Source organism: Streptomyces sp. NPDC001348 (genome assembly GCF_053597535.1).
Genome location: NZ_JBSFIK010000035.1, coordinates 47,635 through 71,072, shown reverse-complemented (window position 1 = coordinate 71,072; position 23,438 = coordinate 47,635). Strand labels below are relative to the sequence as shown.

Below are 23,438 nucleotides of genomic sequence, written 5' to 3'. Positions count from 1 at the left end.
GTCAGCCCACGAACTCGACGTCGGACGTCAGCCAGCGCCCGCCCCGGTGCACCAGCTCCAGCTGCAGCCGGTAGGTGCGGGCCTGCCCCCGGGGCACGGCGGTGTTGGTCACCTTGCTGTCGGCGACCACCAGCACACGTGCCGAGCGGTCGTCGCAGCGGATGATGCCGGCGTCGAGGACCTGGCCCTCGGACACGGACCTGTTCTCGGCGACGAGCTTGGTCAACTGCGCGGTCTGCGCGGTGAACTGCTTCTTGAAGTCACCGGTGGCGCCCTTGAGGACGTTCGCGCTGTCCCGGTCGTAGTGCCGGTAGTCGAGCGAGGTGAAGTTCAGCGCCGACTGGCGGGCCGCGGCCAGGACGTCCTGGCGCCGCTGTGCCGTCTCGTGCTGCTGGTGGACGCCGGCGCCCAGCCAGACCGCCGCCGCGGCCGTCAGCACGGTCGCGAGGGCGAGCCCCACCGGGACGGCTCTGCCCGACAGGCTCCCGCTCATTCCATCGGTCCAACGAGCAGCCATTGCCACGACTCCTTTCCGAACACCGTCTGCTGGCCGCCCGTCGAGCCGATCTCGACGGGCCGTCCGTCCGGACCGGTCGCGGTGCCGGTCTCCGGGTCGTACGGCGTGACGTACGCCGCCTGGTTCGCGCCGCCGGACGCGGCCCGCGCGCCGGGGGCGTTCTGCGCGCCCCGCACCGACGTCGGGCCGCCGCGCGGGGCCGTGCAGCGCGCGTCGGTGTTCGCCGCGCGCGTGCTGGTGTCGGCGGGGTCCCGCCGGCTCGTGCCGTACCCCTGGGTGCACGGCGGCGGGTCGCCGGCGTTCAGCACCAGCCCGAAGTGGGTGGTGCCGTCGCCCGGTACGACCGTGTAGCTGCCGGCCACCACCGCCGGGAAGGTCACGAGGGCCTGCTCCACGCCGGGCAGGTGGGCCAGTGTGACCTGGCCGCCGCTGATCAGGTTGGCCAGCAGGACCGACAGCCGGGGCCCGGTGGAGCTCAGCAGCGAGTCGACCTGCTGCGCGGCCGGCGTGGCGTTGCCGATCAGCTTGCGCAGGTCGCCGTCGCTCGACTTCAACTGCGCGGTGAGCAACGCCAGATCGTGCGCGAACGACTTGATCGACGAACCCTGGTCGGCCTGTGTCCTCAGTACCTTCCGCGAGTCGTCGATCAGCGAGACGGTCTGGGGCAGTGACTCGGACGCCGACTCCACGAGCGCGTTGCCCGAGTCCACCAGCCGGCTCAGGTCCGGCCCGGTGCCGGAGAACGCCTTGCCCAACTCGTCGACGGTGACCCGTAGATCGTTCTTGCCGACCGAGTTCACCAGCCGGTCCAGGCTGAGGACGAGGTCCGTGGTGGGGAGCGGCAGACGGGTGCTGTCGCGCGGGATGGTGCTGCCGTCGAGGAGGTACGGGCCGTCGGACGTACGCGGCTGCAGGTCGACGTACTGCTCGCCGACCGCCGAGCGGTCCGCCACCACGGCGAGGGTGTCCGCGGGGATCCGCGGCGCCCCGTCGTCGATGTCGAGGGCGACGGAGACGCCGCCGGCGCCGGTCAGCCGCAGCGTGCCGACCCGGCCCACCGGCACCCCGCGGTAGGTGACCTCCGCGCCGGGGAAGACGCCCCCGGAGTCGGCGAAGTCCGCCCGCACCGTGTAGCCGCGGTCCAGGACGTCGTCGACCAGGCCGGTGTACTCGGCGCCGACGTAACCCACCCCGACGGCGGTGAGCGCGCAGAAGGCGACCAACTGCGCCTTGACGGTACGGGTGATCACGGCTGGACCCCCTTCAGCATCAGCTCGGCGAGCGCGAGGTCGATCCCCTCGGGCGGTTTCGCGCCGGTGGTGTAGGCGCTGGTGCACACCGGCGGGCACAGCGGCCCGCTCGGCCCGCCGCCGGAGGGGGCCGACGGCACGGACGGCGCCGACGGCAGGCCCGGTGTGCTCGGCAGCGCGGTCGGTGTCGGCACGCTCGGCAGGTGCGGGGTGCCCGGGAGATCCGGCACGCCGGGAGTCCCGGGAATCTCCGGACCGCCGTTGCCCTTCCCCGGGCCGCCGCCCGTCAGGTTGCCGTAGAGGTCGGCCAGGTCGAGGTCGGCGGTGATGTGCAGGTTGACGTAGTCGCCCTTGACGGCGTCCACGGCGTTGCGCGGGAACGGGTAGGTGGTCAGCAGTTCGAGGGAGTTCGGCAGGTCGCTGCCCGCCTTGTCCAGCTGCCGCAGGATCGGCCGGAGCTGCTCGAGGTCGGCCACCGTGTCGTCGTGCGAGGCGGTGACGACCTTGGTGCCCGTCCTGCCCAGCCTGGACAGGGCGGTGAGCATCCTCGTCAGATCGCGCCGCTGGCCGGCGAGGACCTTCAGCGCGGGCGGCATGGTGTCGACGGCCTCGGCGATGGTCTTCTTCTCCTTCCCGAGCCGCCCCGCGAGCCGGTCGACGGCCTCGATCGCGTGGACGATGTCCCGGCGCTGGTCGTCCAGGGAGCCGATGAACGTGTTGAGCTCCTTCAGCAGGGACCGGACCCGGTCCTCCCGGCCGTCGAGGGCCTTGTTCAGCTCCACGGTGATCGTCTTCAGCTGTGCCACCCCACCGCCGTTGAGCAGGGCGGACAGCGCGGACAGCACCTCCTCGACCTCCGGGTTGCGGCCGCTGCGGGACAGCGGGATGCGGTCGCCGTCGTGCAGCCGGCCGACCGCGGCGGTACCGGCCGGGGCGGCGAGCGCCACGTACTTCTCGCCGAGGAGACTGGTCTGCCGCAGTTCGGCGACCGCGTTGGCGGGCAGCTTCACCGAGTCGGCGATCCGCAGCCGCACCCGCGCGTGCCAGCCGTCCAGCCGCACCTGCTCGACGGCTCCCACGGTGACGTCGTCGACCTTCACCGCCGACTGCGGCACCAGGTCGAGGACGTCACGGAACTCGACCGTGACGTGGTACGCGTGGCCGTCGTCGGCGGCGCCGCCGGGCAGCGGGATGTCGTACCAGCCGTTGAAGGCGCAGCCGGACAGCAGCAGCGAACCTGCCGCAGTCCAGACGATCGAGCCGCCCTTGCGCCACGGGTTCATGCGCTCGCCCCCAGGATCCCGCCGAGCGTCCGGTCGGTGGTGCCCGTCACCGCGTCGGTCTTCGGCAACGCGGGCAGGGAGTCGAAGAGGCGCTTCAGCTCCGTGCAGTCGGGGTTCTTGCCGCCCGTGTCGCCGGTCGTCCTCAGCACGGAGCACAGCAGAGAGGCCGGGTCCTGCGCCTGCTGGGCGTTGTCGCGGGTGTCGAGGGTGCCGGCGGACGGGTTGTAGGCGTTGTTGAGGTTCGACAGACCCGTGGGGGCCACCCGCAACAGCTCGTCCAGGGCGGCCCGTTCGGTGACGAGCACCTTGGTCACCTTGCTCAGACCCCGCACGTTCGAGGTCAGCGACTCCTTGTTCTTCTTCACGAAGGCGGCGACGTCGCCGAGCGCCGTCCCCAGGTTCGTGAGCGCCGCCGCGAGGTCCCCCCGCTCACCCGCCAGTTGCTTCGCGACGCCCGCGAGGCTGGTGTTGAAGGACCGCACGTTCTTGTCGTCGGCGGCGAGCGCCGCCGTGAAGACCTGCAGATTGCGTACCGTGCCGAACAGGTCGGTGCGGCCGTCCGACAGTGTGGTGACCGCCTGCGAGAGGTCCTGGACCGTCCGGTTGAGGTTCCCGCCCTGCCCGTCGAGGTTGTCGGCGCTCACCTTGAGCAGCCGCGACAGGGAGCCGTCCTTGTTGGCGCCCTGCGGGCCCAGCGCGTCGGCGGTGGTGTGCAGGCTGTCGAAGACACGGTCGAGTTCGACGGGAACGGCGGTGCGCGACTCGGGGATGACGGCGCCGTCGCGCAGTGCCGGGCCCGTCCGGTACACCGGCAGCAGCTGCACGTAACGGTCGCTGACCACCGAGGAGTTGATGATGGCCGCCCGGGCGTCGGCGGGGACCCTGCGCCCGGCGTCGTACTCCAGCTCCACCCGCACCCGGTCGCCCTCTGGAGTGATCTTCCCGACCTGGCCGATCCGCACCCCGAGGACACGCACGTCCGAGCCGGGGTAGATGCCGACGGTGCGCGGGAAGTACGCGGTGACATGGGTCTTCGCGGGCCTCGGCCACAGGACGAAGGCGAGGGCGGCGACCAGGGCCAGTGCGGTGAGCAGGGCCAGGCGTCCGCGTATCCTCCTCATCGGGTGCCTCCCGTCCGCGGTGCCACCGGAGCGGCGACGAGGTTCTGGACGTAGGAGTCGAACCAGCGCCCGTTGCCGAGGGTGTTGGTGAACACCCGCACATAGGGCGCGAGCAGCCTGACGCTGCGGTCGAGACCGGCCTGGTTGCGTTCGAGCATCTGCACCACTTGCTTCAGGCCCCCCAGCGCGGGCCCGATCTCCTTGTCGTTGTCCCGGACCACGCCGGAGAGCTCGATGCCGAGCGCGGCGGAGGTCTTCAGCAGCTTGTGGATCGCCGTGCGCCGCCTGCTGATCTCCTGGAAGAGCTTGTCGCCGTCGTCGACCAGCGCGGTCAGGTCCGCGGAGCGGTCGGCCAGCACACCCGTGGTGCCCTTGGCGTGGCGGAGGAGTTCGCCGAGCGCCTGGTCCCGCGAGGCCACCGTCCGGGAGATCCTCGACAGGCCCTTGATGGACGCGCGTACTTCGGGCGGCGAGTCCTGGAAGGTGGTGGAGATCGTGTCCAGGGCCTTCGCCAGCCGCCCGGTGTCGATCTTCTCCGAGGTGGTGGTCAGGTCGCTGAACGCCTCCACGACGTCGTACGCGGCGACCGTCCGCCCGAGGGGGATCTCGCTGCCCGGCCGCAACTGCCCCGGCCCCTTGGGGAGCAGCGCCAGGTACTTGGCGCCCAGGATCGTCCCGACCCGGATCGCCGCACCGGTCCGGGTGCCGAACGCCGGATCGCCCTTCACCTTGATGGTGACCTTGACGTGGTCGCCGTCCAGGTCCACGCCCTCGACCTTGCCGACCTTCACCCCGGCGATCCGCACCTCGTCCCCGGGCTTCAGACCGCCGGCCTCCGAGAAGGCCGCGCTGTACGTCCTGCCGTCGCCGATGAACGGCAGGCTGTCGGCGTTGAACGCGGCGACGGCCAGTAGTGCGAGGACGGTGAGGCCGACGGCGCCGATCACCACGGGATTGCGGTCACGGAACGGAACCGGGTGGGGCCGGCGGATCCGGGGAAGCCTGATCCGCGGCGGATCGACGCGCACCCGCACCAACGGCTGGGGCCCGCGGGGGCGGGGCGCCCGGCGAGGCAGCCGCGGCATCGGCAGCCTCGGCGGGTCGACACGGACCCTGATCAGCGGTTCCGGACGCTTCGTACGGGTCATGCTCCGCACCTCGCCCTCGCCACCTGCAGATCGGGGGTGAGCACCTGCTTCGTCCTCGGCAGCACGATCCGGCCGTCGAAGTCGCAGAGGTAGAAGTTGAACCACGAGCCGTAGGAGGCGGCCCCCGTCAGTGCGTTGAGCTTGTCCGGCAGCCGCTGCAGCACGCCCTCCACCGTCTTCTCGTTGTCGTTCAGCGTTCCGGTGACAGAGGCCAGCCCGGCGATGTCGTCCTTCAGTGGCGGCCGCGCGTCCTTCAGCAGCCCGGAGGTGGCCTCCGTCAGATCGCCGATGTTCACCAGCGACTCACCGATGGGTTTGCGGTCGGCGGACAGACCGGAGACCACCCGCCGCAGCTGGCCGAGGAGTTCGGAGAAGCGGGCGCCCCGCTTGTCCAGCGTCCCCAGCACCGTGTTGAGGTTGTCGATCACCGAACCGATCAGTTTGTCCCGGTCGGCCAGCGTCGTGGTGAGCGAGGCCGTGTGCACCAGCAGGCTGTCGACCGTGCCGCCCTCGCCCTGCAGCGTCCTGATGATCTCGGTGGCGAGCTGGTTGACGTCACTCGGGCTGAGCGCGGCGAACAGCGGCTTGAAGCCGTTCAGCAGCGCGTTGAGGTCCAGGGCCGGCTGGGTGCGCGAGAGCGGGATCGTGGCGCCGGGCTTCAGCACGGTGCCGTCGCCCGCGCCCTCGGTCAGGGCGACGTACCGCTGCCCGACCAGGTTCCGGTACCGGATGACCGCGTGCGTGCCGGCCAGCAGCGGCCGGTCCGCGCCGACGCTGAAGGTGATCTCCGCCAGTGTCCGGTCCTTGATCCCGATGCTCTCGACCTCGCCGACCCGCACCCCGGCCACCCGGATGTCGTCGCCCTTCTCCAGACCGGTGACATCGCTGAACACCGCTCGGTAGGTGTGCTCGGGGGCGAAGGAGACGTTGACGATGGTCGCGGCGAGCAGTGCCGTCGCCACGATCGTCACCAGCGCGAAGAGAGAGAACTTGATCAGTGGGGCGGCGGTCCGACGGGCTCCTGAGGTGCTCATGCGACGCTCACCGCCGTCCCGCGGGCCAGCGGCCCGAACAGCAGCGTCGTGACCGGCGGCACCTCGTCGGCGGGCACCCCCAGCACGGGCGACACCAGCGAGCCGACGGCACGCTGCTCGGCCCGGGTGGCGGAGACGCCGGGCGGACCGGACGAACCCGGCTTCCCGGAACCGTCGTCGAGATGAACACCCGGCGCGGGCACGGAAGGATGCGGCAGGTCACGGCAGTCCGGCCCCGACCGGTCGGCGTAGCGGGGTTCCTCACCCGGCCGGTAGGCACCCTGCGGGCGCACCGCCTCCAGCGTGATGTGCATCGCCCCGCCCCGGAACGCCTGCTCGGAGGCCTGCTCCTCGTGGACCAGACCGGCGAACAGGCAGGGGTACTCGGGGGAGTAGCGGGCGAAGAGCTCCAGCGTGGGGCGGGAGACCCGGCCGAGGGTGATCAGCCGGTCGCCGTTCGCGTCCAGGAAGTCCCCGGCGGTGGCGGCCGTGCCGGTGGTCGTGGTGAGCGCGGACGCGATGTGCTCGCGCTCCTCGACCAGGGTCCGGCTGGTGGTGACGGTGTCGCGCAGGATCGACATCAGGTCCGGCGCCGCGTCACCGTAGACCTCGGCGACGTCGGCCAGCCGGGAGAAGTCCTCCGTGAGCGCGGGCAGATGCGGGTTGAGGCGGTGCAGATAGGCCTCCACGCGGGTGAGGTTGTCGCCGATCCGGTCGCCGCGCCCCTCCAGGGCGGTGGCGAAGGCGGACAGCGTGGCGTTGAGCTCGCCGGGTCGCACGGTCCGCAGCAGCGGCAGCAGGTCGTTCATCAGCTGCTGCAGCTCGATGCCGACGCGGGTACGGTCCTGGGTGATGACGTCACCGGCACGGATGGGGCGGACCGCCGGGGAGGCGGAGCGCGCGGGCTCGACCAGGTCGACGTACTTCTCGCCGAACAGCGTCTTCGGCAGCAGACGCGCGTGCACGTCGGAGGGGATGTCGGCGACGTACTCCGGCTTGAGCGCGATGTCGAGCGTCGCCCTGCTGCCGTCGGCGTGCACCCCGCGCACCTCGCCGACCAGCAGCCCGCGCAGTTTGACGTCGGCCATCGGCTCGAGCTGGTTGCCGAGGCTGTCCGCCTGCAGCTCGATCCGTACGGCCGGGGTGAACACCTGCCGGTACACGGCGACCGACAGGGACAGCAGCAGGGCGAGCACGGCGATGAACAGCACGCCGTACAACCGCAGTCGCAGTACCCTCACCCGGCTCACCCGGCTCACCCCGCGATCCGTACGGTCGTGCTGGCGCCCCAGATCGCCAGCGACAGGAAGAAGTCCAGGACGTTGATCGCGACGATCGAGGTGCGCACCGCGCGGCCCACCGCGACGCCGACGCCCGCCGGGCCGCCGCTCGCGTGGTAGCCGTAGTAGCAGTGCACCAGAATGATCAGGACGGCGAAGACCAGCACCTTCCCGAACGACCACAGCACGTCGACCGGCGGCAGGTACTGGTGGAAGTAGTGGTCGTAGGTGCCCGCCGACTGCCCGTAGTAGCCGGTGGTGATGGTGCGGGCGGCCAGGTACGAGGACAGCAGACCGATCACGTACAGCGGGACCACGGCGACGAAACCGGCGATCATCCGGGTGGTCACCAGGAACGGCAGCGAGGGCACGCCCATCACCTCGAGGGCGTCGGTCTCCTCGCTGATCCGCATCGCGCCGAGCTGCGCGGTGAAGCCTGCGCCGACGGTCGCGGACAGGGCGAGTCCCGCCACCAGCGGGGCTATCTCCCGGGTGTTGAAGTAGGCCGACAGGAACGCCACGAAGTTCGAGGTGCCGAGCTGGTTCAGTGCGGCGTAGCCCTGCAGGCCGACCTCCGTGCCGGTGAAGAACGACAGGAAGGCGATCACCCCGACCGTGCCGCCCACCACGGCGAGGGCGCCCCGGCCGAAGCTCACCTCGGCCAGCAGCCGCAGGATCTCCTTCTTGTAGCGGCGCAGCGTCCGGCCCGTCCACGCCAGCGAGCGTCCGTAGAAGGAGAGCTGTTCGCCCAGCTCCTCCAGCTCTTTCAGCAGTGCCATGCCTCAGCCCCTCTGCGGGACGACCTGGAAGTACACCGCGGTCATCACGAAGTTCGTCACGAACAGCAACATGAAGGTGATCACCACGGACTGGTTGACGGCGTCGCCCACACCCTTCGGCCCGCCCTTCGCGGTGAGCCCCTTGTACGAGGCGACGACGGCCGCGATCGCCCCGAACACCAGCGCCTTGATCTCCGCCGCCCACAGGTCGGAGAGCTGGGCGAGGGTGGTGAACGACGCCAGGTAGGCGCCGGGTGTGCCGTGCTGGAGCACCACGTTGAAGAAATAGCCGCCCGCCACGCCGACCACCGACACCAGTCCGTTGAGCAGCACCGCCACCACCATCGAGGCCAGCACCCGCGGCACGACCAGCCGGTGGATCGGGTCGATGCCCAGCACCTGCATCGCGTCGATCTCGTCGCGGATCTTCCGCGCCCCCAGGTCCGCGCAGATCGCCGTGCCGCCGGCGCCCGCGATCAGCAGCGCCGTGACGATCGGCGACGCCTCCCGCAGCACCGCCAGCACCGAGGCGGCCCCGGAGAACGACTGGGCGCCGAGCTGCCGGGTCAGGCTGCCGATCTGCAGCGCGATCACCGCGCCGAACGGGATGGAAACGAGGGCCGTGGGCAGGATGGTGACGCTCGCGACGAACCAGGCCTGCTGAATGAACTCCCCTGTCTGAAAGGGCCGTCGGGGCACCGTGCGCATGACGTCCAGCGCCATGGCGAACAGGTTCCCCGACTGCCGGAGCGCTCCGGTCGGCGACAGTCTCATGCTCCGGCCACCGCCTTCCGGTGGCGCAGCTCGGCCTCGTGCCGTGCGATCGCCTCCCAGCGGGGCGGCCGGGTGATGCCCGGCCCCGGCAGCAGGCGGGGAGGTGGCGCCTGGCTGCCGGGGGTCTGTGCGGTGCCGTCGTCGCCGAGCGCGGCCAGCTCCTGCTCGACCTGGGCCGCGTCCTTCTCCTCCGCCATGCCGATGGGGCCCTGCATCCGGCCGTTCAGGAACTGCCGGACCACCGGCTCGTCACTGGTCAGCAGTTCCTCGCGCGGCCCGAACATGACCAGTTCCCGCCGGAACAGCAGGCCGATGTTGTCCGGCACCTGCCGGGCCGAGGCGATGTCGTGCGTGACGATCAGGAAGGTCGCGTCGATCTGGGCGTTCAGGTCGACGATGAGCTGGTTGAGATAGGCGACGCGCACCGGGTCGAGGCCGGAGTCGGGTTCGTCGAACAGGATGATCTCGGGGTCCAGGACGAGAGCGCGGGCGAGACCGGCCCGCTTGCGCATCCCGCCGGAGATCTCACCGGGCAGTTTCCCCTCCGCCCCGATCAGCCCGACCATGTCCATCTTCTCCAGCACGATGCGCCGGATCTGGCTCTCCGGCTTCCGGGTGTGCTCGCGCAGCGGGAAGGCGATGTTGTCGTACAGGTTCATCGAGCCGAACAGCGCGCCGTCCTGGAACAGCACGCCGAACAGTTTCCGCACCTCGTACAGCTCGTGCTCGCGGAGCCGGGTGATGTCCCGCCCCGCGATCGTCACCGAGCCCCGGTCCGGTTTCAGCAGGCCCACGAGCGTCTTGAGGAAGACCGACTTGCCGGTGCCCGAGGGGCCGAGCATGACGGAGACCTCCCCGGCGGGCAGCGTCAGGGAGACGTCCTGCCAGATGACCTGGTGACCGAAGGACTTGGTCAGTCCTTCGACACAGATCTCGACACCCATCCGGTCCACCTCTCGGCCTGTGGAGCAGCTCCGACATCTGCTCTACGGGGAGGGGGCGGGGGTCCGTCGCGGGAGGGGGGAACTTTTTTTCGCGGGCCTACGGCAGCGGGGTGAGGACCGGTACGGAGACCGGGAGGGAGGGCGTGACGGAGGCCTTCGGAAGGGCCGGCGGCGTGGTCGGGGCCACGGACGTGTCCGGCAGGGCCGGCACGCTCACGCTCGGCAGCGCCGGGACACCCGGGACCGCGGAGACGGTCGGCACCGGTGACAGCGAGGCGGTCGGCAGGGGTGGCACCGACAGCGGCAGCAGCGAGCGGCCGGGGGCGCCGGCCGACGGCGTCGCCCCGCGAGGCGTCGAGGTGGCCGACAGTTCCCGGACGGCCGGGGCGGGCGGCCGGGAGCCGCCGGGCCGTACCGCCTTGGCGGTGGTCCCGGACGCGGTGGACCCGGCGGGCGGCGGCGTCGTACCCGGCGGATCGGCGTGCAGCACGTACGGCAGCACGAACCCGGCCACCGCCAGGGACGCCGCCGTCGACGCCACCGCCACCGCCTTGCCGCCGGCCCGCAGCCGCACCCGCCCGGCGAGGAACACGGCTGCCCCGAGCGTCGCGGCCAGTGAGTTCCGCAGCGTCCGCCGGGCCCGGGCGAGGAGCGACTCGACGGTCCGGTAGCTCAGGCCCATCTTGACGGCGACCTGGCCCACGTCCAGGTCCTCGGACTTCAGCCACAGCGCCTCCGCCTGCCGGGCCGGCAGCTCACCGCTGCGCACGGCCAGCCAGCTGGCCTCGGCCCGGTCGCACACGGCCTCCTCGACCGGCACCGGCCCGGGCGGGATCAGGGTCGGGCGGGTGCGCACCTCGGCCTCACGGCTGACCTGCCGGTAGCGGTCCACGCACAGCCGCATCGTGACCGTGGTCAGCCAGGCGACGAGCCGCTCGTCGTCCAGGTCGGGCCGCTCGGCGGCGCGCAGCATCGCCTCGTGCACGGCGTCCTCGGCGTCCTCCTGGCTCATCGACCGGCGCCTGGCCACCTTGAGCAGGTGCTCGCGGTGGCTCCACATGCGCTGCCAGCGCTCGTCGGCGGCCGGCGTCTCCGCAGGCATGTCACTCGCCATGAGGGGCCCTTTCGCGCTCCCCCGCCGGTGTCGTCCCGTCCGGCGGGTGAGCGCGACATTACCGCCCGGTAGGCGCGGTTGTGGAGGGGGTGAGAGGCATCGATTCCGCACCGGCGAGGAGCAGTGGACCGCCGCTGGGCAGCAGGTCACCGGTGGGCGGAGCGGTCGTCGGGAGGGGTACGGGGACCAGCGGTTGCGCCGTTCTCCCGCTGGACGGAAGGGAGTTGGCGGGGGTCGGTGAGTCCGGGGCGGAGGGCGCCGGGGACGGGGCGGCACTCCGGTGGGGGGACGAGGCCGCCTTCGGTGGGGATTCCGGTTCCGGCCGGGAGCCGGCGCGGCGGGCCGAGGGCCGGGACGCCGCCGTGGCCGGACGGTCCGGCACCACCCGGTGACCTTCCAGGAAGTACGCGTACCAGGCCCGCACCGTCCGCAGATAGGCCTCCGAGTGGTTGTAGCCGAGCACCGCCCGGTCGAAGCCGGCCGGATCGGACAGATCCCCGCCGGCCGCGCACAGATACCGCCCGGCGGCCAGCGCCGCGTCGAACACGTTGTCCGGGTCGGCCCGCCCGTCACCGTTCCCGTCGGCGCCCCAGCGGGCCCAGGTGGACGGGATGAACTGCATCGGCCCGACCGCGCGGTCGTAGACCCCGTCCCCGTCGTACACGCCACCGTCCGTGTCCCGGACGACGGCGAAGGCGCCGCCGTCCAGCCGCGGGCCCAGGATCGGTGTGACGGCCGTGCCGTCCGCCCCCACCCGGCCGCCGTCCGCCTGCCCCGACTCCACCTGGCCGATCGCCGCCAGCAACTGCCACCGGAGCCGGCAGCCGGGCGCGGTCCGCGCCAGCTCCGCCTCGGCGTGCCGGTAGGCGGCGAACACGGTCGCGGGCAGCGCGGCGGGGGCCGGCTCCGGCGCCCCGCCCGCGTGCTTCCGCGTCAGCGGCGGCAGCTCCGTACGGTACGGGCCGCCTCCGGACACGCCCCGCCCGTACCCGGCCGCCGGCCGCCCCGCCGGCACGTCGGCCCGTGCCGGCACCGCCCCCGGCGCCTGCGAGGCGGTCAGCGCCGCCATCGCCGCCACCGCGACCGCCGTACCCCGCGCGCCCCTGACCCTGTGCCCTGCCACGTCGTGATCCCTCCCTGCGAACCGCCGGACTGCTCTCGTCAGCTCTACGCCGGAGGGCGGCGCGTCCGTCGCCGCGTGCCTACCCTGAAGGTGTGGCTCGGCCCAACGACGAGGTCGCCGCGTTGCTGCAGGAGTACGCGGACCTGATCTCGATCACCGGTGGGGACGCGTTCAGGGCACGCGTCTACGAGAAGGCCGCCCGTGCGATCGGCGGCCACCACGCCGACGTCTCCACACTCGACCTCAAGGGGCTCCAGGAGATCCCGAATGTCGGCAAGTCGATCGCCCACAAGGTCGTCGAGTACTTCGACAGCGGCAGTGTGGCCGCCGTCGAGGAGCTACGGGCGAAGATCCCCGCCGGAGTCCGGCGGCTGACGGCCATCCCCACGCTGGGCCCCAAGAAGGCGCTGACGGTGTACGAGGAGCTGGGCCTCTCCTCGGTCGAGGAACTGGCCGAGGCCGTCCACCAGGAGCGGCTGCGCGACCTGAAGGGCTTCGGCCCCCGGACCGAGGAGAACATCCTCCATGGCATCGAGCTCCTGCGCTCCTCCGGCGACCGGGTCCGGCTCGACGTGGCCTCCGACCTCGCCGACGGGATCGTGGCCGCGCTGTCCCGGGCGACGGGCTGTCTGCGGTGTGCGTACGCGGGGTCGCTGCGCAGGATGCGCGAGACGATCGGTGACATAGACGTCCTCGTCGCCTCCATGACGCCGGCGCCGGTCATGCGGGCGTTCACCGAGCTGCCGTACGTCACCGAAGTGATCGCGCACGGTGAGAAGAAGACGTCCGTGCGCACGGCCAAGGGCCTCGACGTCGATCTGCGTGTCGTGCCGCCGGACTCCTGGGGAGCGGCGCTGCAGTACTTCACCGGCTCCAAGGCCCACAACATCCGGACCCGGGAGCTGGCCGTCCACCAGGGGCTGAAACTCTCCGAGTACGGCGTCTTCGACGTCGAGAGCGGCGAGAAGGCCGTCTCCGGGACGGAGGAGGAGGTGTACGCCCGGCTCGGCCTGCCGTGGATCCCGCCCACGCTGCGCGAGGACCGCGGGGAGATCGAGGCCGGGCTGCGCGGCGAGCTGCCCGACCTGGTGACCGAGGCGGACATCCGGGGCGACCTGCACAGCCACACCGACCTCACCGACGGGCTCGCGCCGCTGGAGGAGATGGCCGAGGCGGCCGCCCGGCGCGGCTACGCCTACTACGCGATCACCGACCACGGGCCCGACATGGCCATGCAGCGCATGACCGACGAGCGGATGCTGGCCCAGCGCGAGCGGGTCCGGGAACTCGACGGCGCGTACGCCACCCGCGGGGCGCGCGGCGGCCTCAGGCTGCTGCACGGCGCCGAACTGAACATCGGCCCCGACGGCGAGGTGGACTGGCCCGCCGAGTTCCTCGCCGGCTTCGACCTGTGCGTGGCCTCGGTGCACTCGCACTTCCACCAGGACCGCGCGGCCATGACCCGCCGGCTCGTGCGTGCCTGTGAGAACCCCTACGTCGACATCATCGGCCACCCCACCACCCGGATCATCGGCAAGCGGCCGGGCGTCGACGCCGACCTCGACGCGGTGTTCGCCGCCTGCGCGCGCACCGGCACGGCCCTGGAGATCAACGCCCACCCGGACCGACTGGACCTGCGCGACGAGGACATCCTGCGGGCCAGGCGGCACGGGGTGCGGTTCGCCGTGGACAGCGACGCCCACTCCGTCCTCCACCTCGCCAACCTGCGGTACGGCATCGGCACCGCGCAGCGCGGCTGGCTCACCGGCGACGACGTGATCAACACCTGGCCGCTGACCCGGCTGCGGCGGTTCCTGCGCAAGGGGAGGGCACCGCGGTGACCCTCGCCCCGTGTCCGTCGTCAGGGAGTACGGAACCCACGAAAGGTCACCTGCTTCCGGCTCGCGAAGCCGAGCCGTTCGTAGAGCGCGACGGCACCGGTGCTCGCCTCGGCCACGTGCAGGAAGGGACGTTCGTCCCGGGACGGTATGCGTGCGGCGAGCGCGCCCACCAGGCGGGCGCCGTGGCCCCGGCCGCGCGCCTCGGGAGCCGTGCAGACGGCGCTGATCTCGGTCCGTCCGGGCGGCCGGAGCCTCCCCCGGCCTTCGGCCGGGGGTACCCCATCTCGCTGCGCTCGCCCGCCATCGCCACCAGCCTTCCGCCGCCGCGGACGCCGCGGTAGGTGCCCAGCTCACGGCTGCGCGGCCGGAACGGCCCCGGCCGGGGCCGTGCGACCAGGTCGAGGACCTCGGGCAGGTCGTCCGCACCCAGTTCGACCACGTCTGCGTCGATCGCGGCAGTCCCCTGGCCGGGCCGGCCGCCGCCGGTCCAGATCATCTGCCGGCCTTCGAGGACGAGGACCGGCTCCCAGTCCCGCGGTGGGGCCGCCGGGCCGCTGAACAGGTCGGCGAACGCTCCTCGGCCGAGCAGCCGGGCGAGAACCGCGTGGTGACCGCGCAGCGACTCGCCCACCGGGTCGTCGAGTGCGACGGCACCGCCGCTCGTCATCGTTGCCATGCCCCTCTCCGAAAACGTATCCGGTCGGCCAGGGTCGCATCGTTCCCGGGCCGCACGTGGTACCGCGGTACGACCCGGCTGGTGCGTCAGTTCCCGGCACCACCGAATCGGGGCGTTTCGGTCCAGGCCGGCCTGGTGCTGCCGCTGCTGTGCCGGCGGCGCCGGCCACCGGCGGCCTTCGGCGTCATCGCCGCCGTCTTCGTCCCCAGTGGTCCCCGGGTGCCGCGCTGCGCGCGGACCTGGGCCACCGGTCTCCCGGCGGCGTGAGTGCCGCCGGGAGACGGACCGGCCCCGCGAGGCGGGGGTCAGCCGGTTGGTCCCGCCGGGGTCGTGGTGGTCCTGAAGCCCTCGGTCTTGTTGGCCCGGAGCGCGAACTCGTTGGTGAACGTCTTGCCGAGATCCACCGAGCCCTTCACACTGCCGACCAGCTTCTCGGTCGCCAGGGAGGTCTTGGGACCGCCGGCCGGCATGATGCCGTCCGGGAGGAACTGACCCTTGTCCTCGGTCAGAGCCTTGATGTAATCGGCCTTGGTGACCAGCTGGTTGGACACGAACGACGCCGGCAGCTTGTTCGCGATGTCGGCCGCGCTGTGGGTGTGGATCCAGTGCATGGTGGCGACGAGCGCGTCGACGACCTTCTGCACCGTGTCCTTGTGCGAGTTCACCCAGTCGGTGCGGGCAAGCACACTCGCCGCGGGAAAGGCACCGCCCATCGCGGCCGTGGCGCCCTTCGTGGTGGCCAGGTCGATCGCGGACGTACCCACGCCCTTCTTCTCGATCGCGGCGACCGTCGGCTGTGTCGTCATGACGCAGTCGACCTTGCCGTTCTGCAGCGCGGCGATGGCCGTGGAGCCCGCGCCGACCCCGATGCGGTGGAACTGGCTGGTCTTGACGCCCTTCTTGGCGGCCAGGAACTGGGTGAGGGTGTCGGTGCCCGAACCCAGGTCGGTGACGCCGAGGGTCTTGCCCTTGAAGTCGGCGCCCGAGGTGACGCCCGACTTCTTGGTGCACATCTCGCGCTCGCCGGGCGCGCCGGAGAGCTGGACGACGTCCTCGACCGCCTTGCCCTTGGCCTGGAACTCGATGGTGTGGTTGTACCAGGCGCCGGCCATGTCCACCTGCCCGGAAGCCATGGCCTCCTCGGCGCCGACGCCGCCGTCCTGCTCGGTGCTGAGCTGGACGTCGACGCCGTACTTCTTGTAGAACCCCAGGTCCTGGGCCAGCTGGTAGGGCAGGTAGATCTGCTTGTCGATACCGCCCACCATGAGCTTCACGGTCGACGAGCCGCCGGAACCGCCGCTCGTGGTGCTGGCGCTGGAGTTGCCGGAACAGGCGCTGGCTGCGCCGAGAGCGAGGACGGTCAGGACGGACGCGGCAACGGCGACGGGTCGTCTGGACATGGCTTGGCACATTCCTTTGCTGAGGTGGAGCAGGGGAGAGGGAGAGACGGGGTCAGAGAGCGTTCGACGCCTCGGTGGGGGCCGGCGGGCGCCAGGACAGCAGCCGGTGTTCGAGCTTGCCGATCAGCCACTCGGCGCCGAGCACGATGACCGAGATGACGAGCATCGTGGCGAACACGCCGTTGGGGTCGAAGTTGTTCTGCGCGGTCTTGATGACCAGGCCCAGGCCGCTCTGCGCGCCGAGCACCTCGCCGACCAGCGCGCCGACGATGGCGAAGCCGAAGGCGCTGTGCAGGCTGGCGATGATCCAGGTGAGCGCGGAGGGCAAGGTGACGTGCCGGATGGTCTGCATCTGGGAGGCCCCGAGCACCTTGGTGTTGGCGAGGATGTTGGGGTCGACCTCGCGGACGCCCTGGAAGGCGTTGAAGAAGACGATGAAGAACACCAGCACTGCGGCAAGCAGGATCTTCGGGAGCACGCCGATGCCGAAGGCGACGATGAAGATCGAGCCGAGGACGATCCGCGGGATCGCGTTGACCATCTTGATGTAAGGGCCGAGCACGTCGGAGAGGTAGCGGCTCTGGCCGAGCGCCACACCGAAGACCACTCCGGTGACGGCCCCGACGGCGAAGCCGGCGAGCGCCTCCTGGATCGTCGTCCAGATGTTCGTGTAGAAGGACCCGAACTCGGTGCCGTGCCGGAAGAGGTCGGCCAGTCGTTGGGCGATGCCGGAGGGCTGCCCGAAGAAGAACGGGTCGACGATCCCCCAGGTGGTGAACGCCTGCCAGCCGCCGATGACGAAGACCGCGAGGCCGATGCGGCCCGCCCACACCAGGGCGACGCGGCGCCGCAGAGCGCGTTTGGCGGCGGCCCCGGCCGAGAACTGTGCGCTGCCCTTGACGGGAGCGGGGGAAACAGCGGACGTCGTGCTCATGCCGTACCTCCTGCGGTGCGTGCGTAGGCGCGCTCCACCTCCTCGCGCAGCGAGTCCCAGATCTGATGCTGAAGTTCGATGAAGCGGGGCTGGAAGCGGATCTCCTGGACGGAGCCGCGCGGGCGGGGCAGGTCGATGTCGAAGACCGCCTTGACCGAGCCGGGGCTGGACGTCATGACGACGACCCGGTCGGCGAGGGCCACGGCCTCGTCGAGGTCGTGGGTGATGAAGATGACCGACGGTCGGATCTGCTCCCACAGCCCGAGCAGTTCCGTCGACATGATCGCCTTGGTCTGTACGTCAAGTGCGCCGAACGGCTCGTCCATGATCAGGATCCGGGGCTCATTGATCAGCGCCGCGGCCATCGCCACGCGCTTGCGCATACCGCCGGAGAGTTGGTGCGGATAGCGGTCCTCGAACCCCGTGAGCCCCACCCTGCGCAGCCAGTCGCGCGCCGAGGCCTGTGCCTGCTGCTTGGGCACCCGGCGAAAGACGGGTCCCATCAGCACATTTCCGAGGACGGTCTTCCAGGGGAGCAGCGCGTCCGCCTGGAACATGAAGCTGACGCCGTCGGTCACGCCGTTCACCTCACGGCCGCCGACCTTGACCGATCCCTCGCTGGGCCGGTCGAGCCCGGACACCATGCCCAGTGTCGTGGACTTCCCGCAGCCGGTCGGGCCCACCACCGCACAGAACTGGCCGGGCTCCACGGTGAACGAAACGTCCTGCAGTGCCGTGAACACCTCACCCGCGGGAGTCAGAAAACGTTTGGTGAGCCCGGAAATCTCGACTCGCGCGCTGTCCTGGCCGGCTTTCTCGGCGACCGGTCCCAACGCCGCATCGTTTCGCGAAGCCATCTGAGGCCGTCTCCTTCCTGATCTCGGAGGTCGAGGAAGGCAGACGCTAGAGGCCGCCGGACGTTACGTCGCTGTTTCATCCGTATCCCGCGTTAGCCGTGTTAGACAGGGTTCTGCTCGTTCTGCTCAGCGGACCGGGGGTGGGCAGACGGCCGATGGCAGGGGCACAATCACGCCACCACGGGTACGGCGCAGGAGCCGTGCCCGGCAGCCGTACGACAGGCGAGAGACACCTGTGAAACCCATCCGTATCCCGATCGGCCGCGGCGGGAAGGGGAGGCTCTCCGCGCGGATCCTCGCGAACCAGCTGGTCATCCTGGCGCTGACCGGACTGATCGGGTTCGTGCTGTTCGCTGTCGCGCAGCGGGGCGAGATCGACCGTGCCTACGAGCAGCGGGCGCTGGACATCGCGCGGACCACGGCCGCCGAACCGCAGATCCGGCAGGCCATGACGTACGGCGGCGGGGGTGACGTGGTGCAGCAGGTCGCCGAGCGGATCCGCAAGGCGTCGGGCGCGTCGTACGTGGTGGTGCTCGACCTGCGCGGCGTCCGTCACTCCCACCCCGACCCGGCGCTGGTCGGCGAGCCGACGGGTGACCGGATCGCAGTGCTGGACGGCAGGACGCACGTCGGCACCGACCAGGGCGCGACCGGACGCTCCGCGAACGGCAAGGCTCCGCTGTACGGGCCCACCGGCACGCTGGTCGGCGAGGTGTCCGCGGGGATCCCCGAGCACTATGTGCTGGGCGAGCTGTGGCGTGAACTGCCCACCTTCGGCCTGTACAGCGCCATGGCCGTCGCGCTCGGCTCGACGGCCGCGTTCCTGCTGGCCAAACGGCTCAAGCGGACGACGTTCGGACTGGAGCTGGAGGAGATCGCCGGGCTGCTGCAGGATCGGGAGGCGATGCTGCACGGCATCCGCGAGGGAGTCGTCGCCTTCGACCCCGACGGCAGGATCACGCTGGTCAACGACGAGGCCCGCGCACTGCTCGGCCTCGGTACCGCGCTCGGCAGCACGCTGGCTCAGGTACTGCCCGACGGACGGCTCCGCCGCGCCCTGGACGGCACCCTGGCGGGCAGCGACATCAGCGTGCTCACCGACGACCACTGTCTGGTCGTCAACCGGATGCCGGTCGCCCTGCACGGACGGGAGCTGGGTGCTGTGGTCACCGTGCGCGACCGCACCGAGATGATCGGGCTGCTGCGCGAACTGGACTCGGTGCGCGGGCTGACGGATGCGCTGCGCGCACAGCAGCACGAGTTCACCAACCGGATGCACACGGTGGCCGGGCTGCTGGACATCGGCGACCTCGACGCCGCCTACGAGTTCGCCGTCGAGACGGCCGGCGCCGAGCAGGCGCTGACCGAATCCGTACGGGAACGGATCGGCAACCCGCTGCTCGTGGGACTGATCGTCGCCAAGATCACGGTGGCCGCGGAACGCGGGGTGCGGATCGTCCTCAGCGAGGACTCCGCCCTCGGCGAGGACCCGCCGCATCTGCGCCGACTGCTGACCATCGTCGGCAACCTGCTGGACAACGCGATCGAGGCGTCCGCGACCGGACCGGCGCCCTCGGATGGCGCGAAGGTCTGCCTGTCGCTGATCGAAGCCGTCGACGCGGTGCGGGTGGAGGTGTCCGACACCGGTCCGGGCATCCCGACGGGCACCGCCGAGTCGATCTTCGAGGACGGCTGGTCGACCCGTCCGGACCGCGGCACCGCCCGGCGCGGCCTCGGCCTTGCCCTCGTCCACCGGCTGGTGCAGCGGCACGGCGGCACCATCACCGTCAGCGAAGGGCCCGGTGCCGTCTTCACCGTGCTGCTGCCGGTCCCCGATACCGCGCCCGGTTCGCAGGGCGCCCTCTTCACGACGGCCCCACCCGTGCTGGACGGCGTGGCAGGAGGTGATCGCTGGTGATCCGGACCCTCGTGGTGGAGGACGACTTCCGGGTGAGCCGCATCCACTGCGACTACGTGTCGCGCGTCCGGGGCTTCAAGGTGGCCGGCCAGGCGACGACCGTGGCCGAGGCGCTGGACGCGGTGCGCGTCCTCCACCCCGACCTGTTGCTGCTCGACATCTTCCTGCCGGACGGCAGCGGACTGGAGGTGCTGCGCCGGCTCAGCGGCGACGTGGGTGGAGACCGCCCCGACGCCATCATGATCACCGCCGACCGGGACATCACCTCGGTACGGATCGCGATGAAACTCGGCGCCGTCGGGTACCTGGTCAAGCCCTTCGGCGCGCCCGACCTCGCCGAGCGGCTCACCGCCTACCGGGAGCTCCAGCACCGCATGGATGCCCTGGGCACGGTCCCCGAGACCGAACAGGCCGACGTGGACGCCCTGTTCAGCGCCGCCCGACCGCCGGCCGTGCCCCGCGTCCCCGCCAAGGGCCACTCCGCGCCGACACTCGCCCTGCTGCACCAGACCCTGCGCACCGCGCACGACGCTCTGTCGGCCGCGGAGGCCGCCCGACGCACCGGAGTCTCCCGCGCCACTGCTCAGCGTTACCTCTCCTACCTGGTCAAGGAGGGCATGGTCCGCCTCGAACTTCGCTACGGGGCCACCGGTCGCCCCGAGCACCTCTACCGCATCGCGCAGTGACCGGGCAGGTTCCACCGAGCGCAGGCCAGCACCGAATCTACGCGCACCGCTGCCCGTCGCTCTGGTGGGCTAGGGTCGCCTCGTGGCGGACGAAGCGGCTCCGTCGCATGCGATGGGTCGGCCCGCGGCAGACGGCGACCGCGGCGCAGTCGGTCGCTGTGTCCCCGACCTGTCCCCTCGGTGGACGATCCGGGTAAAAGTGCGGTTCAGAAGCCTCTTGGGGGTACTGTGCGATTGAGAGTGGAGTTCACCACCGAGCCCTTCGACCTGGACGAGACACCCGCGCACGCGCTGGTGGCCCGGGAGGTCGTCGAGACGGCCGAGCTGGACGCCGTGGACGTCGGTCCCTTCGGCAACACGGTGGAAGGGGGCGCGGACGCCGTCCTCGCGGCCGTGGACACGCTGCTGCGCAGGACCATGGAGGCCGGCGCCACCCGGATCTCGCTCCAGGTCAACGTGATCGGAGAGCGTGACGTGATCGGGAAGAGCGCCACGTGAGCGGGGACGAGCCGTTCATCACGGCCGTGAAGCCGCTGGTCGACGCGATGGGCGGGGAACTGCTGCCACCGGACGAGGCCGGCCCCGACGACGTGGTGCTCGCCTGGGAGGGCGTCGACGTCGTCGCCGTACGCCTGCCCCAGCTGGCCGACTCCCTCGACCACATCCTGGCCGCCATGGAGCGCAAGCAGGGCAGGCCGCTGGCCGACCTCGACCGCAAGGCCAAGCAGGAGGTCGTACGGACACTCGAGGCGCGCGGCGCCTTCTCGGTGCGGCACGGCGTGGAGACCGTCGCGAGCGCGCTCGGGGTGAGCCGCTTCACGGTCTACAACTACCTCAACCGCCACTGAGCGGCGGCCTCGTAACCCCGAATTTTCAACAAACTGTTGACGCGATGACTGCGGGGGGCGTTAGCTGTCGACAGCCCGTTCCGCACGTAGGCCCCTCGCTGCCACGGAGGCCCCGGTGACTTCCACTTCCATGCCCCCGGGCCTGGCCCGGTTCAACGCCCTGGAGGAGCACGCCGCCTTCGCCGCCCTCCACGAGGTGTGCGCCGCCACCGCATGGGCCACGACACTGCTCGCGGCCCGCCCCTACGCCAGGGCCGAGGACCTCTATGCCGCCGGCGACGCCGCCACGGCCGGGCTGACCGCCGCGGACCTGGAGGAGGCGATGGCCGGGCATCCGCCGATCGGCCGTCCGAAGCCGGGCGATCCGGTCTCAGCCGGGGAACAGAGCGGCATGGAGGACGCCGCGAAGGAGCTGAAGGCGGAGATGCTCGAACTGAACCTGGCCTACCAGGACAGGTTCGGCCACGTCTTCCTCATCTGCGCCACCGGCCGGACCGGCGAGCAGATGCGGGACGCGGTCAAGGAGCGGATCGGCAACTCGCCGGAGCAGGAGCGGGAGATCGTCCGCGCCGAACTGGGCAGGATCAACCGCATCCGACTGGCCCGACTCGTCGAAGGGGACTTCTGATCCCATGAGCACCAGCACCACGGCCTCCGTGTCCACGCACATCCTGGACACCTCCGCCGGCCGCCCCGCCGCGGGCGTCGCCGTCCACCTCGCCGCCCGCGCGGACCGCGACGCGCGGTGGCAGGCGCTCGGGGGGTCCGTGACCGACGCGGACGGGAGGTGCAAGGACCTTCCGGCGCCGCCGGAGGGGACCAGCCACGTACGGCTCGACTTCGCCGTGGAACCGTACCTGGAGAAGAAGTCCGACGGCGGGCAGGCGGTGTTCTTTCCGGAGGTGGTCGTCACCTTCGCCGTGCGGGCCGGCGAGCACTACCACGTACCGCTGCTGCTCAACCCGTTCGGTTACTCCGTGTACCGAGGGAGCTAGCCCGATGCCCTTCCTGGGACAGAACCAGTACGGCAAGGCCGAGAACCGGGTCGTGAGGATCACGCGGGACGGCGCCACCCACCACATCAAGGACCTCAACGTCTCGGTGTCGCTGAGCGGCGACATGGACGCGGTCCACTACTCCGGCTCGAACGCCAACGTCCTGCCGACCGACACCACCAAGAACACGGTGTACGCGTTCGCCAAGGAGCACGGCATCGAGTCCGCCGAGCAGTTCGGCATCCATCTCGCCCGCCACTTCGTCACCTCGCAGGACCCCATCCACCGCGCGCGCATCCGCATCGAGGAGTACGCCTGGGAGCGCATCGAGCACTCCGGGAAGGGCGCGCACTCCTTCGTCCGCAGCGGCCAGGAGACCCGGCTGACGCAGATCACCTACGACGGCGCGGCGTGGGAGGTGGTCTCCGGGCTGAAGGACCTGACCGTGCTGAACTCCACCGACTCCGAGTTCTGGGGTTTCGTGAAGGACAAGTACACGACGCTTCCCGAGGCGCACGACCGCGTCCTCGCCACCGAGGTGTCCGGCCGCTGGCGGTACCACTGGACCGACGACGAGCAGCAGGCGCCCGACTGGGACGAGTCCTACGAGCAGACCAGGCAGCACCTGCTCCGGGCCTTCGCCGAGACCTACTCCCTCTCGCTGCAGCAGACCCTCTACGCCATGGCCGCGCGCATCATCGACAACCGGGCCGAGATCGACGAGGTCCGCTTCTCGCTGCCGAACAAGCACCACTTCCTCGTCGACCTCGCGCCGTTCGGTCTGGAGAACGACACCGCCGACGGAGCGGTGTACTTCGCCGCCGACCGCCCCTACGGGCTGATCGAGGCCACCGTCCTCAGGGACGGCTGCGCGGCGAAGATCCCGACGGACCTCACGAACCTCTGAAGGACCTGA

General features: G+C 71.2%; 23 protein-coding genes and 1 pseudogene. 8 read left to right on the top strand and 16 right to left on the bottom strand.

Translation table 11 applies throughout. The features are described from left to right. Window position 1: 1 nt before the first annotated feature. From ACWC21_RS30220 to ACWC21_RS30165, 12 genes are all read right to left on the bottom strand, one after another. A complete protein-coding gene (locus ACWC21_RS30220; protein ID WP_450886338.1) occupies window positions 2–517 on the bottom strand; it encodes a hypothetical protein in 516 nt (171 codons plus the stop codon). Next, window positions 490–1,767 carry an MCE family protein gene (locus tag ACWC21_RS30215; RefSeq protein ID WP_450886336.1) on the bottom strand — a complete coding sequence of 426 codons (1,278 nt, stop codon included), beginning with the start codon at window positions 1,765–1,767 and terminating at the stop codon, window positions 490–492. Before ACWC21_RS30215 ends, ACWC21_RS30220 begins: the two co-directional genes overlap by 28 nt. Further along, window positions 1,764–3,050 (bottom strand): MCE family protein, encoded by a 1,287-nt coding sequence (locus ACWC21_RS30210; protein WP_450886334.1) that lies wholly within the window; start codon window positions 3,048–3,050, stop codon window positions 1,764–1,766. The genes ACWC21_RS30215 and ACWC21_RS30210 overlap by 4 nt, the downstream gene beginning before the upstream one ends. Next, window positions 3,047–4,171 (bottom strand): MCE family protein, encoded by a 1,125-nt coding sequence (locus ACWC21_RS30205; RefSeq protein ID WP_450886332.1) that lies wholly within the window; start codon window positions 4,169–4,171, stop codon window positions 3,047–3,049. Before ACWC21_RS30205 ends, ACWC21_RS30210 begins: the two co-directional genes overlap by 4 nt. Continuing rightward, entirely contained in the window at window positions 4,168–5,319 is a 1,152-nt protein-coding gene (locus tag ACWC21_RS30200) for an MCE family protein (protein WP_450886330.1), read from the bottom strand. Before ACWC21_RS30200 ends, ACWC21_RS30205 begins: the two co-directional genes overlap by 4 nt. After that, entirely contained in the window at window positions 5,316–6,353 is a 1,038-nt protein-coding gene (locus ACWC21_RS30195; protein WP_450886329.1) for an MCE family protein, read from the bottom strand. Before ACWC21_RS30195 ends, ACWC21_RS30200 begins: the two co-directional genes overlap by 4 nt. After that, on the bottom strand, window positions 6,350–7,594 hold the full coding sequence (locus ACWC21_RS30190; protein WP_450886327.1) for an MCE family protein: 1,245 nt from the start codon (window positions 7,592–7,594) through the stop codon (window positions 6,350–6,352). The genes ACWC21_RS30195 and ACWC21_RS30190 overlap by 4 nt, the downstream gene beginning before the upstream one ends. Window positions 7,595–7,608: 14 nt before the next feature. Further along, window positions 7,609–8,412: an ABC transporter permease gene (locus ACWC21_RS30185; protein WP_450886325.1), complete on the bottom strand. Its 804-nt coding sequence runs from the start codon at window positions 8,410–8,412 to the stop codon at window positions 7,609–7,611. A 3-nt stretch (window positions 8,413–8,415) separates the two neighbouring features. Then, on the bottom strand, window positions 8,416–9,186 hold the full coding sequence (locus ACWC21_RS30180) for an MlaE family ABC transporter permease (protein ID WP_450886323.1): 771 nt from the start codon (window positions 9,184–9,186) through the stop codon (window positions 8,416–8,418). Further along, on the bottom strand, window positions 9,183–10,130 hold the full coding sequence (locus tag ACWC21_RS30175) for an ABC transporter ATP-binding protein (RefSeq protein WP_450886322.1): 948 nt from the start codon (window positions 10,128–10,130) through the stop codon (window positions 9,183–9,185). Before ACWC21_RS30175 ends, ACWC21_RS30180 begins: the two co-directional genes overlap by 4 nt. A gap of 97 nt (window positions 10,131–10,227) precedes the next feature. Then, a complete protein-coding gene (locus tag ACWC21_RS30170; protein WP_450886320.1) occupies window positions 10,228–11,232 on the bottom strand; it encodes a sigma-70 family RNA polymerase sigma factor in 1,005 nt (334 codons plus the stop codon). Between the two features lie 70 nt (window positions 11,233–11,302). Then, window positions 11,303–12,367: a lytic transglycosylase domain-containing protein gene (locus ACWC21_RS30165; RefSeq protein ID WP_450886318.1), complete on the bottom strand. Its 1,065-nt coding sequence runs from the start codon at window positions 12,365–12,367 to the stop codon at window positions 11,303–11,305. A 92-nt stretch (window positions 12,368–12,459) separates the two neighbouring features. On the opposite strand from ACWC21_RS30165, the gene polX reads away from it, so the two are divergent. Beyond that, window positions 12,460–14,208: a DNA polymerase/3'-5' exonuclease PolX gene (polX, locus tag ACWC21_RS30160; RefSeq protein ID WP_450886317.1), complete on the top strand. Its 1,749-nt coding sequence runs from the start codon at window positions 12,460–12,462 to the stop codon at window positions 14,206–14,208. Between the two features lie 20 nt (window positions 14,209–14,228). Here the strand turns inward: polX and ACWC21_RS30155 are convergent. From ACWC21_RS30155 to ACWC21_RS30140, 4 genes and pseudogenes are all read right to left on the bottom strand, one after another. Continuing rightward, window positions 14,229–14,875 (bottom strand): annotated as a pseudogene (locus tag ACWC21_RS30155) (GNAT family N-acetyltransferase). A gap of 314 nt (window positions 14,876–15,189) precedes the next feature. Then, window positions 15,190–16,284: an ABC transporter substrate-binding protein gene (locus tag ACWC21_RS30150; protein WP_450886315.1), complete on the bottom strand. Its 1,095-nt coding sequence runs from the start codon at window positions 16,282–16,284 to the stop codon at window positions 15,190–15,192. A gap of 52 nt (window positions 16,285–16,336) precedes the next feature. Continuing rightward, on the bottom strand, window positions 16,337–17,218 hold the full coding sequence (locus tag ACWC21_RS30145) for an ABC transporter permease (RefSeq protein ID WP_450886314.1): 882 nt from the start codon (window positions 17,216–17,218) through the stop codon (window positions 16,337–16,339). Beyond that, window positions 17,215–18,075: an ABC transporter ATP-binding protein gene (locus ACWC21_RS30140; RefSeq protein ID WP_450886312.1), complete on the bottom strand. Its 861-nt coding sequence runs from the start codon at window positions 18,073–18,075 to the stop codon at window positions 17,215–17,217. The genes ACWC21_RS30145 and ACWC21_RS30140 overlap by 4 nt, the downstream gene beginning before the upstream one ends. A gap of 235 nt (window positions 18,076–18,310) precedes the next feature. On the opposite strand from ACWC21_RS30140, the gene ACWC21_RS30135 reads away from it, so the two are divergent. The 7 genes from ACWC21_RS30135 (at window position 18,311) to pucL (ending at window position 23,429) form a co-directional block, all read left to right on the top strand. Continuing rightward, window positions 18,311–19,993: an ATP-binding protein gene (locus tag ACWC21_RS30135; protein ID WP_450886310.1), complete on the top strand. Its 1,683-nt coding sequence runs from the start codon at window positions 18,311–18,313 to the stop codon at window positions 19,991–19,993. Continuing rightward, on the top strand, window positions 19,990–20,679 hold the full coding sequence (locus ACWC21_RS30130; RefSeq protein ID WP_450886308.1) for a response regulator: 690 nt from the start codon (window positions 19,990–19,992) through the stop codon (window positions 20,677–20,679). The genes ACWC21_RS30135 and ACWC21_RS30130 overlap by 4 nt, the downstream gene beginning before the upstream one ends. Window positions 20,680–20,907: 228 nt before the next feature. After that, window positions 20,908–21,177 (top strand): thiamine-binding protein, encoded by a 270-nt coding sequence (locus tag ACWC21_RS30125; RefSeq protein WP_450886306.1) that lies wholly within the window; start codon window positions 20,908–20,910, stop codon window positions 21,175–21,177. Then, entirely contained in the window at window positions 21,174–21,527 is a 354-nt protein-coding gene (locus ACWC21_RS30120) for a helix-turn-helix domain-containing protein (protein ID WP_450886304.1), read from the top strand. Before ACWC21_RS30125 ends, ACWC21_RS30120 begins: the two co-directional genes overlap by 4 nt. Window positions 21,528–21,642: 115 nt before the next feature. Further along, on the top strand, window positions 21,643–22,155 hold the full coding sequence (gene uraD / locus ACWC21_RS30115; RefSeq protein ID WP_450886302.1) for a 2-oxo-4-hydroxy-4-carboxy-5-ureidoimidazoline decarboxylase: 513 nt from the start codon (window positions 21,643–21,645) through the stop codon (window positions 22,153–22,155). 4 nt (window positions 22,156–22,159) lie between these two features. Further along, complete coding sequence (uraH, locus tag ACWC21_RS30110; RefSeq protein WP_450886301.1) at window positions 22,160–22,522, top strand: hydroxyisourate hydrolase; 363 nt, start codon at window positions 22,160–22,162, stop codon at window positions 22,520–22,522. A 4-nt stretch (window positions 22,523–22,526) separates the two neighbouring features. Beyond that, complete coding sequence (gene pucL, locus ACWC21_RS30105) at window positions 22,527–23,429, top strand: factor-independent urate hydroxylase (RefSeq protein ID WP_450886300.1); 903 nt, start codon at window positions 22,527–22,529, stop codon at window positions 23,427–23,429. Window positions 23,430–23,438: the final 9 nt, after the last annotated feature.